The organism is Streptomyces sp. NPDC085946, from assembly GCF_044540485.1.
Lineage (GTDB): Bacteria > Actinomycetota > Actinomycetes > Streptomycetales > Streptomycetaceae > Streptomyces.
The window spans coordinates 50,903-67,211 of sequence record NZ_JBITSF010000023.1 but is presented as its reverse complement, the minus strand read 5'-3'; the positions used below and the strand labels follow the sequence as shown (position 1 = coordinate 67,211).

The 16,309-nt window shown below is 74.6% G+C and carries 17 protein-coding genes and 1 pseudogene; 14 read left to right on the top strand and 4 right to left on the bottom strand.

The genetic code is table 11. The features are described 5' to 3' along the window. The first annotated feature begins 11 nt into the window (after positions 1-11). The 6 genes from ACIF8T_RS32945 to ACIF8T_RS32920 all read left to right on the top strand — a co-directional run bounded on the left by ACIF8T_RS32945 (position 12) and on the right by ACIF8T_RS32920 (position 5,743). Positions 12-1,031 carry a sugar ABC transporter substrate-binding protein gene (locus tag ACIF8T_RS32945; RefSeq protein WP_400040149.1) on the top strand — a complete coding sequence of 340 codons (1,020 nt, stop codon included), beginning with the start codon at positions 12-14 and terminating at the stop codon, positions 1,029-1,031. After that, a complete protein-coding gene (locus tag ACIF8T_RS32940) occupies positions 1,031-2,107 on the top strand; it encodes an ABC transporter permease (RefSeq protein ID WP_400040147.1) in 1,077 nt (358 codons plus the stop codon). Before ACIF8T_RS32945 ends, ACIF8T_RS32940 begins: the two co-directional genes overlap by 1 nt. Positions 2,108-2,112: 5 nt before the next feature. Then, entirely contained in the window at positions 2,113-3,024 is a 912-nt protein-coding gene (locus ACIF8T_RS32935) for an ATP-binding cassette domain-containing protein (RefSeq protein ID WP_400040146.1), read from the top strand. Between the two features lies 1 nt (position 3,025). Further along, positions 3,026-3,928, top strand: coding sequence for a sugar phosphate isomerase/epimerase family protein (locus tag ACIF8T_RS32930; protein ID WP_400040144.1), 903 nt, complete (start codon positions 3,026-3,028; stop codon positions 3,926-3,928). Positions 3,929-3,947: 19 nt separating this feature from the next. After that, positions 3,948-4,967, top strand: a complete 1,020-nt coding sequence (locus ACIF8T_RS32925; protein WP_400040142.1) for a Gfo/Idh/MocA family protein — start codon at positions 3,948-3,950, stop codon at positions 4,965-4,967. Between the two features lie 173 nt (positions 4,968-5,140). Next, a complete protein-coding gene (locus ACIF8T_RS32920) occupies positions 5,141-5,743 on the top strand; it encodes a GPP34 family phosphoprotein (protein ID WP_400040141.1) in 603 nt (200 codons plus the stop codon). A 55-nt stretch (positions 5,744-5,798) separates the two neighbouring features. On the opposite strand, the gene ACIF8T_RS32915 is transcribed toward ACIF8T_RS32920, so the two are convergent. Then, complete coding sequence (locus tag ACIF8T_RS32915) at positions 5,799-6,803, bottom strand: Gfo/Idh/MocA family oxidoreductase (protein WP_400040139.1); 1,005 nt, start codon at positions 6,801-6,803, stop codon at positions 5,799-5,801. A gap of 80 nt (positions 6,804-6,883) precedes the next feature. Continuing rightward, entirely contained in the window at positions 6,884-7,171 is a 288-nt protein-coding gene (locus tag ACIF8T_RS32910) for a hypothetical protein (RefSeq protein WP_400040137.1), read from the bottom strand. Positions 7,172-7,279: 108 nt separating this feature from the next. On the opposite strand from ACIF8T_RS32910, the gene ACIF8T_RS32905 reads away from it, so the two are divergent. Both ACIF8T_RS32905 and ACIF8T_RS32900 read left to right on the top strand, forming a co-directional pair. Further along, complete coding sequence (locus ACIF8T_RS32905; RefSeq protein WP_400040136.1) at positions 7,280-8,308, top strand: LacI family DNA-binding transcriptional regulator; 1,029 nt, start codon at positions 7,280-7,282, stop codon at positions 8,306-8,308. Positions 8,309-8,372: 64 nt separating this feature from the next. Next, positions 8,373-8,981 (top strand): TMEM175 family protein, encoded by a 609-nt coding sequence (locus ACIF8T_RS32900; protein ID WP_400040134.1) that lies wholly within the window; start codon positions 8,373-8,375, stop codon positions 8,979-8,981. 9 nt (positions 8,982-8,990) lie between these two features. Here ACIF8T_RS32900 and ACIF8T_RS32895 read toward each other — a convergent pair whose 3' ends face one another. After that, positions 8,991-10,154 carry a Gfo/Idh/MocA family protein gene (locus ACIF8T_RS32895; RefSeq protein ID WP_400040132.1) on the bottom strand — a complete coding sequence of 388 codons (1,164 nt, stop codon included), beginning with the start codon at positions 10,152-10,154 and terminating at the stop codon, positions 8,991-8,993. A gap of 109 nt (positions 10,155-10,263) precedes the next feature. On the opposite strand from ACIF8T_RS32895, the gene ACIF8T_RS32890 reads away from it, so the two are divergent. Then, complete coding sequence (locus tag ACIF8T_RS32890; RefSeq protein ID WP_400040130.1) at positions 10,264-11,319, top strand: LacI family DNA-binding transcriptional regulator; 1,056 nt, start codon at positions 10,264-10,266, stop codon at positions 11,317-11,319. Between the two features lie 74 nt (positions 11,320-11,393). Here the strand turns inward: ACIF8T_RS32890 and ACIF8T_RS32885 are convergent. Beyond that, positions 11,394-11,735, bottom strand: a pseudogene (locus ACIF8T_RS32885) (cupin domain-containing protein); the annotation flags it as partial. A gap of 198 nt (positions 11,736-11,933) precedes the next feature. Between ACIF8T_RS32885 and ACIF8T_RS32880 the strand changes: the two are divergent. From ACIF8T_RS32880 to ACIF8T_RS32860, 5 genes are read left to right on the top strand one after another with little or no spacing between them, the layout of a single operon-like run. Continuing rightward, a complete protein-coding gene (locus tag ACIF8T_RS32880; protein ID WP_400040129.1) occupies positions 11,934-12,584 on the top strand; it encodes a GntR family transcriptional regulator in 651 nt (216 codons plus the stop codon). Positions 12,585-12,633: 49 nt separating this feature from the next. Beyond that, positions 12,634-13,383 carry a PIG-L deacetylase family protein gene (locus ACIF8T_RS32875; protein WP_400040128.1) on the top strand — a complete coding sequence of 250 codons (750 nt, stop codon included), beginning with the start codon at positions 12,634-12,636 and terminating at the stop codon, positions 13,381-13,383. Then, positions 13,380-14,108 carry a 4-carboxy-4-hydroxy-2-oxoadipate aldolase/oxaloacetate decarboxylase gene (locus ACIF8T_RS32870; protein WP_400040126.1) on the top strand — a complete coding sequence of 243 codons (729 nt, stop codon included), beginning with the start codon at positions 13,380-13,382 and terminating at the stop codon, positions 14,106-14,108. The genes ACIF8T_RS32875 and ACIF8T_RS32870 overlap by 4 nt, the downstream gene beginning before the upstream one ends. After that, entirely contained in the window at positions 14,105-15,214 is a 1,110-nt protein-coding gene (locus tag ACIF8T_RS32865) for a 4-oxalomesaconate tautomerase (RefSeq protein WP_400040124.1), read from the top strand. Before ACIF8T_RS32870 ends, ACIF8T_RS32865 begins: the two co-directional genes overlap by 4 nt. Then, positions 15,211-16,161, top strand: a complete 951-nt coding sequence (locus ACIF8T_RS32860) for a VOC family protein (protein ID WP_400040122.1) — start codon at positions 15,211-15,213, stop codon at positions 16,159-16,161. The genes ACIF8T_RS32865 and ACIF8T_RS32860 overlap by 4 nt, the downstream gene beginning before the upstream one ends. Positions 16,162-16,309 lie beyond the last annotated feature (148 nt).

Below are 16,309 nucleotides of genomic sequence, written 5' to 3'. Positions count from 1 at the left end.
TGCCAGGAAAGATGGACCGCTCTTCCCACCCCCGCTCCCGCGGACTCGCCCCCGTCGTCGCGGTGGCCGCGGCGGCCGCCCTGACCCTCGCCGGCTGCTCCAGCGGTTCCGGGGGCAAGAAGTCCGAGGAAGGCGGGGCCGACGCCCCCGCGGGCAAGGCGGACACGCCCCGGATGACGGTCGCCCTGGTCACCCACCAGTCGCCCGGCGACACGTTCTGGGACATCGTCCGCAAGGGCGCCGAGGCCGCGGCCGCCAAGGACAACGTCGAACTCGTCTACTCCGCCAGCCCCAGCGCGGGGGAGCAGGCCAACCTGGTGCAGAACGCCATCGACCAGAAGGTCGACGGCATCGCGGTCACCCTCGCCAAGCCGGACGCCCTCAGGAGCGTCGTGGCCAAGGCGGAGCAGGCCGGCATACCCGTCGTGGGCCTCAACTCCGGGGTGAGCGACTGGAAGAAGCTCGGCCTGATGGAGTTCTTCGGCCAGGACGAGAGCGTGGCGGGCGAGGCGTTCGGCAGGAAGCTCAACGAGGTCGGGGCGAAGAACGCCGTCTGCGTCGTCCAGGAGCAGGGCAACATCGGCCTCACCCAGCGCTGCGACGGGGTGAAGAAGACCTTCGAGGGCAAGATCGACACCCTCTACGTCAACGGCACCGACATGCCGTCCGTGAAGTCGACGATCACCGCCAAGCTCAAGCAGGACTCCGCCGTCGACTACGTCGTCACCCTCGGCGCCCCCTTCGCGATGACCGCGGTGCAGTCCGTGGACGAGGCCGGCAGCAAGGCGAAGATCGCCACCTTCGACCTCAACAAGGAGCTCACCGGGGCCATCCAGGACGACAGCATCCAGTTCGCCGTCGACCAGCAGCCCTACCTCCAGGGCTACCTCGCGGTGGACTCCCTGTGGCTCTACGAGAACAACGGCAACTACAGCGGCGGCGGCGAGCAGCCGGTGCTGACCGGACCGGCCTTCGTGGACAAGTCCAACGTCGAGCGCATCGCCGGGTTCGCCGCGAAGGGCACCCGGTGATGAACACGACCCGACAGGCCGAGCCGGCGGTGGGCCCACCGCCGGCTCCCGGCCCGGGACAGGCCGACGGCCGCACCCGGCGACGCCCCCTCGCGCTGCGCCTGCTGGCCCGGCCCGAGGTCGGCGTCTTCCTCGGTGCCGCGGCCGTGCTGGTGTTCTTCCTGTTCGCCGCGCCGCCGGTGCGCGACGGCAGCTCCCTGGCCAACATCCTGTACCAGTCGTCGACCATCGGGATCATGGCCCTGCCGGTCGCGCTGCTGATGATCGGCGGCGAGTTCGACCTGTCGGCCGGAGTCGCCGTCCTCACCTCCGCGCTGACCGCGTCGATGCTCAGCTACCAGCTCACCCTGAACGTCTGGACGGGCGTGGTCGTCGCCCTGGCCGTGTCCCTGGCGATCGGCGCCCTCAACGGCTGGATGCTGGTGAGGACCGGCCTGCCGAGCTTCCTGGTCACCCTCGGCACCTTCCTGATCCTGCAGGGCGTCAACCTGGCCGTCACCAAGCTGGTCACCGGCAACGTCGCCACCGACGACGTCAGCGACATGGACGGCTTCGACCGGGCCAAGGCGCTCTTCGCCTCGTCCTTCGAGGTCGGCGGCATCGACGTGAAGATCACCGTGGTCTGGTGGCTGGTCTTCGCGGCCCTGGCCACCTGGGTGCTGCTGCGCACCAGGTACGGCAACTGGGTCTTCGCGGTCGGCGGCAACCAGGACAGCGCCCGCGCGGTCGGCGTCCCGGTGACCTTCACCAAGATCTCGCTGTTCATGCTGGTCGGCTTCGGCGCCTGGTTCGTCGGCATGCACAACCTGTTCTCCTTCAACACCGTGCAGTCCGGCGAGGGCGTCGGCCAGGAACTCATCTACATCGCCGCGGCGGTCATCGGCGGCTGCCTGCTGACCGGCGGCCACGGCTCCGCGATCGGCCCGGTCTTCGGCGCTTTCATGTTCGGCATGGTCCAGCAGGGCATCGTCTACGCCGGCTGGAACCCCGACTGGTTCAAGGCCTTCCTCGGCGTGATGCTGCTCGGCGCCGTCCTGATCAATCTGTGGGTCCAGCGCACCGCGACCCGGAGGTGACCGCGATGACCAGCGACACGACCGGTACCCACGGGGCCGTCCCGAAGGACACCGCGTCCGAGGGCGCACGCCCCCTGGTGGAACTGCGCGGGGCCGGCAAGTCCTACGGCACCGTCCGCGCCCTGCACGGCGTCGACCTGGCCGTCCACCCCGGCCGGGTCACCTGCGTCCTCGGCGACAACGGCGCCGGCAAGTCCACCCTCATCAAGATCGTCTCGGGGCTGCACCGGCACACCGAGGGCGAGTTCCTCGTCGACGGCGGCCCGGTGCGCTTCGCCGCCCCGCGCGAGGCCCTCGACCGGGGCATCGCCACCGTCTACCAGGACCTCGCCGTCGTCCCGCTGATGCCGGTGTGGCGCAACTTCTTCCTCGGCTCCGAGCTGACCAAGGGGCCCTGGCCGGTCCGCCGCCTCGACATCGACCGCATGAAGCGGACCGCCGACGAGGAACTGCGCCGCATGGGCATCGTCCTCGACGACCTGGAACAGCCCATCGGCACCCTGTCCGGCGGCCAGCGCCAGTGCGTGGCCATCGCCCGCGCCGTCCACTTCGGCGCCCGCGTCCTCATCCTGGACGAGCCGACCGCAGCTCTCGGCGTCAAGCAGTCCGGCGTGGTCCTGAAGTACATCGCCGCCGCCCGCGACCGCGGCCTCGGCGTCATCTTCATCACCCACAACCCGCACCACGCCTACCTGGTCGGCGACCACTTCAGCGTGCTGCGCCTCGGCACCCTCGAACTGAGCGCCGACCGCAGCGAGGTCACCCTGGAGGAGCTCACCCACCACATGGCCGGCGGCACCGAACTGGCCGCCCTCAAAAACGAGTTGGCGCAGGTCCGCGGCGTCGGCGTCGAGGAGCTCCCGGAAGAGGGCGACCTCACGGCCCCCGCGGCGGCATCTCCGGAAGGGACGTCCTGACATGGCCCCCGTGCTCGACCGCATCCGCGTCGGCTCCGCCCCCGACTCCTGGGGCGTCTGGTTCCCCGACGACCCGCGGCAGGTGCCCTGGCAGCGCTTCCTCGACGAGGTCGCCGAGGCCGGCTACACGTGGATCGAACTCGGCCCCTACGGCTACCTCCCCACCGACCCCGCCCGCCTCACCGACGAGGTGGCCCGGCGCGGTCTGCGGGTCTCCGCGGGCACCGTCTTCACCGGCCTGCACCGCGGACCGGCGGTGTGGGAGTCCACCTGGGAGCACGTCGGCCGGGTCGCCGCGCTCACCCGGGCCATGGGCGCCGCGCACCTGGTCGTCATCCCGTCCTTCTGGCGCGACGACAAGACCGCCGAGATCCTGGAGCCCCCGGAGCTCACCGTCGAGCAGTGGGCCCACCTCGCCCGGGGCATGGAGCGGCTCGGCCGCGAGGTGAAGGAGACGTACGGCCTCGACATCGTCGTCCACCCGCACGCCGACACCCACATCGACACCGAGGAGCACGTCGAGCGCTTCCTCGACGCCACCGACCCCGGCCTGGTCAGCCTCTGCCTGGACACCGGCCACTACGCCTACTGCGGCGGCGACAGCGTCAAGCTGATCGAGACCTACGGCGAGCGCATCGGCTACCTGCACCTCAAGCAGGTCGACCCGCGGGTCCTCGCCGACGTCCGGGCGAACGGGATCCCCTTCGGGCCCGCCGTGCAGCGCGGTGTGATGTGCGAACCCCCCTCCGGGGTACCGGAGCTGGGGCCGGTGCTGGAGGCCGCGCAGCGGCTCGGCGTGGAGCTGTTCGCCATCGTCGAGCAGGACATGTACCCCTGCGAACCGGACAGGCCGCTGCCCATCGCGGTGCGCACCCGCCGGTTCCTGCGCTCCTGCGGCGCCTGACGAACGAGGGGGGCGGACCATGAACCGCAGCGGGACGCTCGGGGTCGCCGTGATCGGCGCGGGCCGGATGGGCGCCGACCACGTCCGCCGCATCGACCGGGTCGTCAGCGGGGCCCGGGTGGCCGCCGTCGTGGACGTCGACGCGGAGCGCGCCGAGGCCGTCGCGGCCGGCGTCGAGGGGTGCGCGTCCTTCACCGACCCGGCCGCCGCGCTGGCGGCGGACGGCGTCGACGCCGTGCTCGTGGCCTCCCCGGGCCCGGCCCACGAGACCGTGCTGCTCGCCGCCCTCGCGCACGACCTGCCCGTGCTGTGCGAGAAGCCGCTCACCCCCGACGCGGCCTCCGCCCTGCGGATCCTCGAAGCCGAGCAGGCGCTCGGCCACCGCCGGGTCCAGGTCGGCTTCATGCGCCGCTACGACGCCGAGTACGTCCGGCTCAAGGCGCTGCTGGAGACCGGCCGGCTGGGCCGGCCGCTGATGCTGCACAACCGGCACCGCAACGTGGCCAGCCCGCCCTTCTTCACCAGCGCCATGCTCATCAGCGACTCCGTGGCGCACGAGGTGGACGCGACCCGCTGGCTGCTCGGCCACGAGATCACGGCGGTGACCGTGCTGCGCCCCACCGCGTCCGCGGACGCCCCGGACGGCCTCCAGGACCCGCAGTTCGTCGTCCTGGAGACCGACGGCGGCGCGCTCTCCGACGTCGAGATCTTCGTCAACTGCGGCTTCGGCTACCAGGTGCAGGCCGAGGTGGTCTGCGAACGCGGCACCGCCCGCATCGGCGACGGCCACGCCCTGGTCACCGCGACGGCGGGCCGCTGGGGCGGCACCATCGCCCAGGACTGGACCGAACGCTTCGCCGACGCCTACGACCGCGAGGTGCAGGCCTGGGTCGACGCCACCCGACGCGGCGAGGTCACCGGCCCCGGCACCTGGGACGGCTACGCCGCGGCCGCGGTCTGCGAGGCCGGCGTACGGGCGCTGCGGGACGGCGGCCGGGTGGCGGTCGACCTGGCGGAGAGACCGGCTCCGTACCGCTGACCGGGCCGGTGCGGCCGTACGCCGGGGCGCGCGGACCCGGCCCGCGCCGATCGGCGCCCTGGCCGCCACCGTGCCGGGGCGGCGTACGGCACCCGGTGGTCACCGCGGAGGTTTCTGCGCACCCTCCCGGCGGCAGCGGCGTAGCGTCGTCCGTGCCGTGGAGAGGAGCAGTGATGGGCACAGCACGCGACCTGGTGATCGTCGCGATGGACGGGGCACCGGACCGGCCCGTGGCGCAGGGCGACCTGTCGCTCACGCTGGCCGGAGCCGAGGTCGTCGACCTGCTCCGCGCCGCGGCGGTGACGCTGGACGGCGAACGCGTCGTACCGGACCCGGCCGCGTCCCCCGACGACCCCCTGCTGGCCCGGGCCGCGGCGGGGCTGCCGCGGGAGGAGCCGTACGAGCCGGTCGAGGAGTGGCTGTGGCGCCGGGGGCGCGGGCTGGCCGGGGAGTACGTGTCCGCCCTGGAGGCCGAGGGGCTGCTCGCGCGTCCCCGCGGCTCCTGGCTGCCGTGGCGCAGCGCCCGGCCGGTGCCGGTGGAGTCGGCCGCCCGGCGGCGGGCCTCGCACCGCTGGGCGGCCGACGAGCCGGTGCTCCTCACGCTCGCGGCGCTCGCCGGAGTGCGCGACGAGGTGCCCGAGGACGTCCCGCCGCCCGAGGGCGCGGCCCAGGTGGTGTGCACGGCCGTCGCCGCCGCCGTGGCGGAACTGGACGCCGTGCGCCGGCGGCGGGCGGTCGAGAACGCCGCGTTCTCCAACGTGTGGCGGGGGGTGTGACGGCGCCCCGGCCCGTCCCGGCGGGAGGCCGCCGCCCGGCTTCCCGTGCGGTGCGTCAGTCCGCCCGCACCTCGTCGATCCGCACCGGCCGGTGCTCCGCCAGCGACAGCGTGCACGCCTCGGCGATCCAGCCCGCCTCCAGGGCGTCCTCGACGGTGCACGGGGAGGGCCGGGCGCCGGCCACCACCTCGGTGAACGCGGTGAGTTCGGCGCGGTAGGCGGCGGCGAAGCGGTCCATGAAGAAGTCGTGCGGGGTGCCGGCGGGGAAGGTCACGCCGGGCTCGACCGACCGCAGCGGCAGCCTGTCCTCCAGCCCGACGGCGACGGAGTCGGCGAAGCCGTGCAGTTCCATCCGGACGTCGTAACCGCGGGCGTTGTGGCGGCTGTTGGAGACCACGGCGATCGTGCCGTCGTCCAGGGTGAGGACCGCGCCGGCGGTGTCGGCGTCGCCGGCCTCCCTGATGTGGTCCGCGCCCTTGTTGCCGCCGACGGCGTAGACCTCCGCGACCTCGCGGCCGGTCACCCAGCGGATGACGTCGAAGTCGTGCACGGAGCAGTCCCGGAAGATGCCGCCGGAGGCGGCGACGTACGCGGCGGGCGGCGGCGCCGGGTCCAGGGTGGTGCACCGGACGGTGTGCAACGGCCCGAGCTCGCCGGCGCGCACGGCGGCCCGGGCGGCGGCGAACCCGGCGTCGAAGCGCCGGTTGTAGCCGATCTGGACGGGCACGTCCCGGCCCCGGACGGTCCTGAGCACCTCGACGCCCTCGGCCATGGTGCGGGCGACGGGCTTCTCGCAGAAGACGGGGACGCCGGCCCCGACCCCGGCGAGGATCAGGGCCGGGTGGGCGTCGGTGGCCGCGGCGACGACGACGCCGTCCACACCGGCGGCCAGCAGCGCCTCGGGGGAGTCCGCGACCTCGGCGCCGAACCGCTCGGCGGCGGCCTTCGCGGCGTCCGCGAACGGGTCGGACACGACGAGGGACTCGACGGCGTCGAGCCCGGCGAGGGTCTCGGCGTGGAAGGCGCCGATGCGGCCGAGGCCGAGGATGCCGATGCGCATGGGGAGGGGCTCCTTGCTGTGCGGGTTCCGGGGGCGGGGTCGTACGCCGGCCGTCGCGCCCGAGGCGCGCCGTTCGGCGATCAGCGCGTCGAGGACGGCGGTGACCCGGTCGACGACCGCCGGGTCCGGGAAGGCACCCGGAACACCACGATCCCGGGGCCGTCGGCGAGGGCGCGCGCCGGCTCGTCCCGCAGCGCCGGGCCGTCCTCGACGCGGGCGGCGTCGTACACGGGCACCCCCTGCTCCACGGCGGTGGCGTGCGGAAGACCGGCGGGGCCGGTGCGCCGCCCGGCCAGCGCCCGGAAGGCGTCCGGGGCGCAGTCCCGCGCGGACGGCCGGGCGCGCGGGCGCGCGGAGGTGAAGGACATCGTCGTCCCCTCGGATCTCTCGGGCGGTGCGGCCCTGTCATTCTTGTCAGTACAAACCCCTCGGACAACCAGCAACGAGCCGTCAAAAACCCCTCAAGGAGCCGGTGCATGGGCCACCCCTTCCCGATCCGGGAGATCGCACGTCAGGCGGGCCTGAGCGAGGCCACCGTCGACCGGGTCCTCAACGGCCGGGGCGGGGTGCGGGAGAGCACCGCGCGGGAGGTGCGGCGGGCGATCGCCGACCTGGACCGGCAGCGCACCCAGGTCCGGCTGGTCGGCCGCGCCTTCATGGTCGACATCGTGATGCAGGCCCCGGAGCGGTTCAGCACCGCCGTACGGGCCGCGCTGGAGGCCGAACTGCCGTCCCTGCACCCGGCCGCGGTGCGCTCCCGCTTCCACTTCCGCGAGACCGGCCCGGCCGGGGAGCTGGTCGCCACCCTGGACCGGATCGCCCGGCGCGGCTCCCAGGGCGTGATCCTCAAGGCGCCGGACGTCCCCGAGGTCACGGCCGCCGTGGGCCGGCTGGCGGCCGCGGGCGTCCCCGTCGTGACGCTGGTGACCGACCTGCCGGCCAGCGCCCGCCTGGCCTACGTCGGCATCGACGACCGGGCGGCGGGCGCCACCGCCGCCTACCTGACGGGCCGGTGGCTGGGCGACCGCCCCGGCAACATCCTCACCAGCCTCAGCAGCGGCTTCTTCCGCAACGAGGAGGAGCGCGAGATGGGCTTCCGCGGCGTCATGCGCGCCCGGCACCCCGAACGCGTGCTCGTCGGGATCGCCGAGGGCCAGGGACTGGACGCCACCCAGTACGACCTGGTGCGCGCCGCCCTGGAACGCGACCCGGGGATCCGCGCGGTGTACTCGATCGGCGGCGGGAACGCAGCCACGCTGCGGGCCTTCCAGGACCTGGGCCGGGAGTGCGCCGTCTTCGTCGCGCACGACCTCGACCACGACAACACCCGCCTGCTGCGCGACCACCGGCTGTCCGCCGTGCTCCACCACGACCTGCGCCAGGACCTGCGCGAGGCCTGCCGGCTCGTGATGCGCGCCCACGGCGCGCTGCCGCCCGGCGGGCCCACGCCGCCGTCGGCGATCCAGGTGGTCACGCCGTACAACATCCCCGCACCCGTAGGGTGACGCCGGGACGCGCCCCGGGCGTGTGTCCCCGCCCGGCGGGCCCCGGCTCCCTACCGTCGTCCGCATGTGGAAGTCGATCCCGGACGGCGGGCCCGAGCGGGTGGTGGCCCTCGCCGACGGCGTGTACGCCATCGCCCTCACCCTGCTCGTCCTGGACCTCTCCGTGGCGCCCGGACTGGACCCCGCGCAGTACCGGAAGGCACTGGGCGGGCTGCTCCCGGACCTGGGGGCGTACGCGCTCAGCGTGGCGGTGCTGGGCGGTTTCTGGCGCGACCACCGCCGGCTCTTCCGCACCGTCCGGCAGGTCGACGGGCAGGTGATCGTGCTGTCCCTCCTGGGCCTGGCCGCCGCCGCCCTGCTGCCCTTCCCCACCCGGCTGCTCTCCGACTACGGCGACGAACCCGCCTCGGTCGTCGTCTACGCGGCGGCGGTGGCCGCGCTCGGCGCCGCCCACCTCGCCCTCGCCGTGGTGCTGGCCGGACGCCCGTGGCTGCGCGGCGGCGTTCCCGACCCGCAGGCCCGGCTCCACGCCCTGGACCTCGGCGTGACGGTGCTGGTGTTCCTCGTCACCGTCCCGCTGGCCCTGGTGACGGGGCCCGCGGCCATGTGGTGGTGGCTCGTCCTGGTCCCGGCCAAGTACGCGGTCGGCCGGCGGGCCCGCCCGGCGCACTGACCGCCCCCCTCACGCGCGCCGGTCCACCGCGACCCAGGCACCGGTGTCGACGGACCGGACCACGGCGTCCAGGACGGCGGCGCTGCGCACCGCGTCCGCCGGCGTGGCCCCGTACGGCGTCCCCTCGGCGACCGACCGCAGGAAGCGGCAGGCCTCGATCACCTTGAGGTCGTCGTAGCCCATGGCGTTGGCGGCGCCCGGCTGGAAGGCGGCGAACTCGCCGTGGCCCGGGCCGACGTACACCGTGCTGACCGGCTGGTCCTGGTAGGCCGTGCCGCGGCTGACGGCCAGTTCGTTCATGCGGCGGAAGTCCCAGGCCACCGCGCCCCGGGTGCCGTGCACCTCGAAGCCGTAGTTGTTCTGCTCGCCGACCGAGACCCGGCAGGCCTCCAGGACACCGCGGGCGCCGGAGGCGAAGCGCAGCAGGCAGCCGACGTAGTCCTCGTTCTCGACCGGGCCGGGCTCCCCGCCGGCGGCGCGGGAGTGGCCCGCCGTGGCGCCGGCCGGGCGGGCCCGCTCCGGCACGAAGACCGCCGTGTCGGCGGCCACGGACACGATGTCGCCGAGCAGGAAGCGGGCCAGGTCGGCGCCGTGCGACGCCAGGTCGCCGAGCACCCCGCTGCCGCCCCGCTCCCGCTCGTACCGCCAGGTCAGGGCCGCTTCCGGGTGGGCCGCGTAGTCGCTGAACAGCCGGATGCGCGCATGCGTGACCGTGCCGATCTCCCCCGAGGCGATCAGGTCGCGGGCGGTCTCCACGGCGGGCGCGTTGCGGTAGTTGAAGCCGACCGCGCCCTGCACCCCGGCCGCGGCGACCGCGTCGGCGACGGCCCGGGCGTCCCCGGCCGTCAGACCCACCGGCTTCTCGATCCACAGGTGCTTGCCGGCCTCGGCCATCGCCACGCCGATCTCCCGGTGCAGGAAGTTCGGGGCGGTGACGCTGACCGCCCGCACCCTCGGGTCGGCGGCGACCTCGCGCCAGTCGCGCGTGGCCGAGGCGAACCCGAACTGCGCGGCGGCCTCCTCCGCCCGGCCCGGCACCTCCTCGGCGACCGCGACGAGCTCCGGGCGCAGCGGCAGCCGCGGATAGTGGTGCGCCACCCGCGCGTAGGCCCGGGTGTGCACCCGTCCCATCCAGCCGAAACCGATGACCGCGACGCCGAGCGTCTCCACCATGGCAGCCCCTCGCTGGACCGTTCCAGAGCCTGTCCGGCCCACCCTGGGCGCCGCCCGGCAGGCTGTCAACCCTTTGACAGGGCCGCGCGAGGAGTGGAACGGTCCAACCATGGGACCGCCGACGATCCGCGACGTGGCCGACCGGGCCGGCGTCTCCAAGTCCCTGGTCTCGCTGGTGCTGCGCGGCTCCGGCCGGGTGCGCCCGGAGAAGCGGGACGCCGTCCTGCGGGCCGTGCGCGAGCTCGGCTACCGGCCCGACGCCGCCGCCCGCAGCCTCGGCGAGCGGCGCGGCCTTCCCCGGCCCCCCGACGCCGCCCGGCCGGAGGGGACTTCCGTCGCCGGCGTGCTCCTCGACGACCTGCGCAACCCCTGGTACGTCGACCTCCTCGACGGCCTCACCGCGTTCCTGCACGACCACGGCCTGCGCATCCTGCTCGCCGACGCCCGCCTCAACCGCCGCGCCGGCCAGGACCCGGCCGGACCGCTGCTGGACCTGCGGGTGGACGGCCTGGTGGTGGTCGGCACGCTGCCCCACCCGGCGGCGCTCGGCGCGGTCGCGCGGCGGACACCGGTCGTGCTGGCCGGCGCCCGGGACCCGGTGCCGCCCGGCGTGGACGTGGTCGCGGGCGACGACGAACACGGCGCGCGCCTGGTCACCGAGCACCTGATCGGCCTCGGCCACCGCCGGATCGCGCACCTGGCGGGCCACGGCGCCGTCGGCGCGCTGCGCCGCCGCAGCTACGAGGCGGCCATGCGGGCCCACGGGCTGGCGGACCGGGTCCGGAGCGAGCCCGCCGACATGACGGAGGAGGGCGGCTACCGCGCCGCCGTCCGGCTGCTCAGCCGCCCCGGCCGCCCCACCGCCCTCTTCGCCGCCAACGACCTCGCCGGCGTCGGCGCCCTGTCGGCGGCCGGGGAACTGGGCCTGCGCGTCCCGCACGACGTGTCCGTGGCCGGCTACGACAACACGAGCATCTCCCGGCTGCGCCACCTGTGGCTCACCACCGTCGACAACGCCGGCGCCGAGGTCGGCCGCCGCGCCGCCCGCTGCCTGCTCGACCGCCTCCGGGAGCCCGGGGGAGAGGGGCGCACCCGTCTCGCGGCGCCGACGCTGGAGGTCCGGGGGACGACGGGGCCGCCGCCCGGGTGCGTGACGGGGCCGTGAGGCCCGCGCTCCCGTCCCGGGCGGACCGCGGCGGGCGCCCGGGACGGCGGCGCGCCCGGCGGCGGGCGCCGCCAGAGGCTGATCGCGTACGCCTTGCGCAGCGTCCCGTGCACCGTCCAGGTCGTACGGTCGCCCGCGCGCGGCACCGCCGGGTCGCCCGGGCCGACGCGCAGGGTGGGCCCGCCCTCGGCCTCGACGGTCGCCGACCCGCCGACCACGACGAACAGCTCGTCCGCCTCCGTGTCGGTGACCACGCCGGGGGTGATCTGCCGGACGCCGCGCACCTGGCGCCCGTCCGCCGACTCCCACACCGCCTTCCCGGTCACCCCGGGCGTCCCGGACACGATCTGCTCCGGCGCCAGTGGTTCGGGTGCGAGCTCGGCGTCGGCGATGCGGAGGACGAAGCTGTGGTCCATGCGGCGACCCTGGCCGGCGGGACCCGGGCGGCGGGGGCGACAGGGTGGGCGGGTCCGGGCGGTCCGCCTCGACACCGCGTCGCCACGGGCCCGGCCGGAACGGGACACGCGTACACAGGCAATTCAGCCGACAAAATTGTTGACAATCTTGTTTGGCTAGATTTACGTTCGACAGGCACTCACTCAGGGAGGGCAAGCATGCCGGAACAAGCCCGTCCGAGCACCGGGGAGCAGGCCAAACAGCATGCGCTCGCGCAGCTGCGGCAGGCGATCCTGCACGGCGAGATGGCACCGGCCCAGCGGCTGGTGGAGAACGAGCTCGCCGAGCAGTTCGGTGTGACGCGGGCCAGCATCCGCGCGGCACTGATCGATCTGGAGGCGCAGGGACTGGTTGAGCGGATCCGCAACCGCGGCTCGCGGGTGCGGGTGGTGAGCGTCGAGGAGGCGGTCGCCATCACCGAGTGCCGCATGGTCCTCGAAGGGCTGTGCGCCGGGAAGGCGGCCGTCGCGGCCAGCGACGAGCAGCTGGACGAACTCACCGGCCTCGGCACGGCGATGGCCAAGGCCGTCGCCGACGGCGAGCCCATGACCTACTCCGACCTGAACCACGAACTGCACGCCCGCATCCGGGAGTTCTCCGGCCAGCGCACGGCCGTGGAGCTGCTGGAGCGACTCAACGCCCAGCTGGTGCGCCACCGCTTCCAGCTGGCGCTGCGGCCGGGACGCCCCCAGCAGTCCCTGAACGAGCACCTGGCCATGATCGAGGCGATCCGGGCCAGGGAACCGCAGGCGGCCGAGGCGGCCGCCCGCGCCCACCTCACCAGCGTGATCGAGGCGCTGCGCGACTGACACACGCGCGAGGCGGGCGCTCACCTGTCCACCAAGGAGATTCACGAGCATGACGCACGGCAACGCGCCCGCCTCCCCACGATCGACCCTCGTCGTCACCGCGCACGCGGGCGACTTCGTCTGGCGGGCGGGCGGCGCCATCGCGCTCGCCGCCTCCCGCGGGGAGAAGGTCACCATCGCGTGCCTGACCTTCGGCGAGCGCGGCGAGTCCGCCAAGGCGTGGCGCGAGGGCAAGGAGCTGGAGGAGATCAAGGCCCTCCGCCGGCAGGAGGCCGAGCAGGCCGCCGCCACGCTCGGCGCCGAGGTCCGCTTCTTCGACGCCGGCGACTACCCCCTGGTCCCCTCGGCCGAGCTCACCGACCGGCTCGTCGCCGTCTTCCGCGAGACCCAGCCCGACGTCGTGCTCACCCACCCCGCCGAGGACCCGTACAACGGCGACCACCCGGCCGCCCACCGCATGGCCCTGGAGGCCCGCGTCCTCGCCCAGGCCATCGGCTACCCCGGCCCCGGCGAGATCATCGGCGCCCCGCCGGTGTTCTGCTTCGAGCCCCACCAGCCCGAGATGAGCGGCTTCAGGCCCGAGGTGCTGCTCGACATCACCGAGGTCTGGGAGACCAAGCGCAAGGCGATGGAGTGCCTCGCCGCCCAGCAGCACCTGTGGGACTACTACACCGACCTCGCCGTCCGGCGCGGCGTCCAGCTCAAGCGCAACGCCGGACCCAACCTGGGCCTGCCCCACAAGACCATGGCCGAGGCCTACATGCGTCCCTACCCGCAGGTCACCAAGGAGCTGGCGTGAGCGGCGTGATCGTCACCGGCCCCCCGAAGGCCGCCCTGGAGGACGTCGACGCGCTGGCCGCCTACGGCGTGGCCACCGTCAGCGAGGCGATGGGCCGCACCGGCCTGCTCGGCCCGGGGATCCGGCCCGTCCAGCAGGGCGTGCGGGTCGCCGGCACGGCCGTCACCGTGCTCAGCTGGCCCGGCGACAACCTCATGATCCACGCGGCCGTGGAGCAGTGCGGCGAGGGCGACCTCCTCGTCGTCACCACCACCTCGCCCAGCACCGACGGCATGTTCGGCGAGCTGTTCGCCACCGCCCTGCAGCGGCGCGGGGTGCGCGGCCTGGTCATCAACGCGGGCGTCCGCGACACCCAGGAGCTGCGCGAGATGGACTTCCCGGTCTGGTCGCGGGCCGTCTCCGCGCAGGGCACGGTGAAGGCCACCGGCGGCTCGGTCAACGTCCCCGTCGCGATCGACGGCCAGGTGGTCCGCCCCGGCGACGTGATCCTCGCCGACGACGACGGCGTGGTGGTCGTCCCGCGCGAACGGGTCCGCGCCACCGTCGAGGCGTCCGAGGCCCGCGAGGCCAAGGAGGCGAGGTCCCGCGCCGCCTTCCTCGACGGCCAGCTCGGCCTGGACCGCTACGGGCTGCGCGAGAAACTGGCGCGGCTGGGCGTCACCTACCGGTCGTACGAGGAGTACGCCGGGGGCGGGGAGCCGGCGCCCGGCGGGGAGCGGTCGTGACCGGTCCGGAGGCCGTCCGCTGCATGCTGATGCGCGGCGGCACCTCCAAGGGCGCCTACTTCCTCGCCGGGGACCTGCCCGCCGACCCCGGCGCCCGCGACGACCTGCTGCTGCGGATCATGGGCAGCCCCGACCCGCGCCAGATCGACGGGCTGGGCGGCGCCCACCCGCTGACCAGCAAGGTCGCCGTGGTCGCCCGCTCGGCCGACCCCGACGCCGACGTCGACTACCTCTTCCTCCAGGTCGGCGTCGGCGAGCCGGAGGTGACCGACCGGCAGAACTGCGGCAACCTCCTGGCCGGCGTCGGCCCGTTCGCCGTGGAGCGCGGCCTCGTCGGGGCCGGGCCGCGGGAGACGTCCGTACGGATCCGCATGCTCAACACCGGGGAGCTCGCCGTCGCGGCCTTCCCCACCCCGGGCGGGCGCGTCGCGTACACCGGCTCCGCCGGGATCTCCGGCGTGCCGGGGACCGCGGCGGCGGTGGTGATCGAGTTCCCGCAGGGCGGCAGCCCGCTGCTGCCCACCGGACGCGCCCGCGACACCGTCGCCGGCACCGAGGTGACCTGCGTGGACAACGGGATGCCGACCGTGCTGATCCCCGCGAGCGCGCTGGGGGTCACCGGTCACGAGGACCCCCGGGACCTGGAGGAGGACGCGGCGCTCGCCGACCGGCTCCGGGAGATTCGGCTCGCCGCCGGGCCGCTCATGGGACTCGGCGACGTGCGGGGGACCACCGTGCCCAAGCTCAGCCTCCTCGCCCCGCCCCGCGACGGCGGCACGGTCACCACCCGCACCTTCATCCCGGTGCGCTGCCACACCTCCATCGGCGTGCTCGGCGCCGCGAGCGTCGCGGCGGGGCTGCGCGTGCCCGGCGGGGTGGGGGAGGGCATCGCGGCACCGCCCGGCAACGGCGACCGGATCCGCGTCGAACACCCCACCGGCTTCCTCGACGTCGACGTCGACGTCGAGGTCGGCCCCGGTTCCCCGCCGGTGGTCCGCCGCACCGCCGTCGTCCGCACCGCCCGCAAGATCTTCGACGGCACCGTCTTCCCCCGGTCCGCCGAGACGGCCCCCGTCCCCGCCCACCCCCGAGGAGGTCACCGATGACTCCGCCGCTCGGCGACATCGCCCACATCGGCCACGCCCAGCTCTTCACCCCCGACCTGGACGCCAGCGTCGCCTTCTTCACCGACTACCTCGGCCTCACCGTCAACGGGCAGCAGGGCGACACCGTCTACCTGCGCACCTTCGACGACTACGAGCACCACAGCCTGGTCCTCACCGCCCGTGAGCACCCCGGCCTCGGCCGGCTGGCCCTGCGCACCTCCAGCGAGGCCGCCCTGCACCGCCGGGTCGCCGCGATCGAGGAGGCGGGCGGCACCGGCACCTGGGCGGAGGACGAGCCGGGCCTCGGCAAGCTGTACGTCACGACCGACCCCGACGGCCACGAGCACGCCCTGTACTGGGAGAGCGAGCACTACCGGGCGCCCGACGGGCTGAAACCCGCGCTGAAGAACCAGCCGCAGGCCAAGCCCAACCGGGGCGTGGGCGTGCGCCGCCTGGACCACGTCAACTTCCTCGCCGCCGACGTGCTCGCCAACGCCGAGTTCCAGCAGCACGTCCTCGGCGCCCGCCCCACCGAGCAGATCCGGCTGGACTCCGGGAAGATCGCCGCACGCTGGCTGACCTTCACCGACAAGTCCTACGACGTCGTCTACACCTCGGACTGGACCGGCTCCAGCGGGCGGCTGCACCACATCGCCTTCGCCGCCGACACCCGCGAGGACATCCTGCGCGCCGCCGACCTCGCCATCGACACCGGCGTGTTCATCGAGACGGGCCCGCACAAGCACGCCATCCAGCAGACGTTCTTCCTGTACGTCTACGAGCCCGGCGGCAACCGCATCGAGCTGTGCAACCCGCTCACGCGCCTGGTGCTGGCCCCGGACTGGCCGCTGATCACCTGGACCGAGGCCGAGCGGGCCAAGGGCCAGGCCTGGGGCCTGAAGACCATCGAGTCCTTCCACACCCACGGGACTCCACCGGTCGCCTGACCAGGACCGTACGAGGGGGGTGGGGGGCGCCCCCGGGGCGCGGCCCCCCCCCCCCCCCCCGCCCGCAGGCCCCCCCGCCCCCCCCCCCCCCCCCGGCTGTGGCAAACTGTTGTGAAAAAAACACTGAACCCAGCGGGGGGGGGGGAGG

Coding starts and splice junctions, on each gene's coding strand:
- ACIF8T_RS32915 (WP_400040139.1), bottom strand. CDS start 6,803: ATGCGCATCGGCATCCTCGGCCTCGGCCGCATCGGCGCCTTCCACGCC.
- ACIF8T_RS32895 (WP_400040132.1), bottom strand. CDS start 10,154: ATGGTGGAGACGCTCGGCGTCGCGGTCATCGGTTTCGGCTGGATGGGA.
- ACIF8T_RS32875 (WP_400040128.1), top strand. CDS start 12,634: ATGACGCACGGCAACGCGCCCGCCTCCCCACGATCGACCCTCGTCGTC.
- ACIF8T_RS32860 (WP_400040122.1), top strand. CDS start 15,211: ATGACTCCGCCGCTCGGCGACATCGCCCACATCGGCCACGCCCAGCTC.
- ACIF8T_RS32935 (WP_400040146.1), top strand. CDS start 2,113: ATGACCAGCGACACGACCGGTACCCACGGGGCCGTCCCGAAGGACACC.
- ACIF8T_RS32890 (WP_400040130.1), top strand. CDS start 10,264: ATGGGACCGCCGACGATCCGCGACGTGGCCGACCGGGCCGGCGTCTCC.
- ACIF8T_RS32905 (WP_400040136.1), top strand. CDS start 7,280: ATGGGCCACCCCTTCCCGATCCGGGAGATCGCACGTCAGGCGGGCCTG.
- ACIF8T_RS32930 (WP_400040144.1), top strand. CDS start 3,026: ATGGCCCCCGTGCTCGACCGCATCCGCGTCGGCTCCGCCCCCGACTCC.
- ACIF8T_RS32880 (WP_400040129.1), top strand. CDS start 11,934: ATGCCGGAACAAGCCCGTCCGAGCACCGGGGAGCAGGCCAAACAGCAT.
- ACIF8T_RS32925 (WP_400040142.1), top strand. CDS start 3,948: ATGAACCGCAGCGGGACGCTCGGGGTCGCCGTGATCGGCGCGGGCCGG.
- ACIF8T_RS32900 (WP_400040134.1), top strand. CDS start 8,373: ATGTGGAAGTCGATCCCGGACGGCGGGCCCGAGCGGGTGGTGGCCCTC.
- ACIF8T_RS32945 (WP_400040149.1), top strand. CDS start 12: ATGGACCGCTCTTCCCACCCCCGCTCCCGCGGACTCGCCCCCGTCGTC.
- ACIF8T_RS32910 (WP_400040137.1), bottom strand. CDS start 7,171: ATGTCCTTCACCTCCGCGCGCCCGCGCGCCCGGCCGTCCGCGCGGGAC.
- ACIF8T_RS32920 (WP_400040141.1), top strand. CDS start 5,141: ATGGGCACAGCACGCGACCTGGTGATCGTCGCGATGGACGGGGCACCG.
- ACIF8T_RS32940 (WP_400040147.1), top strand. CDS start 1,031: ATGAACACGACCCGACAGGCCGAGCCGGCGGTGGGCCCACCGCCGGCT.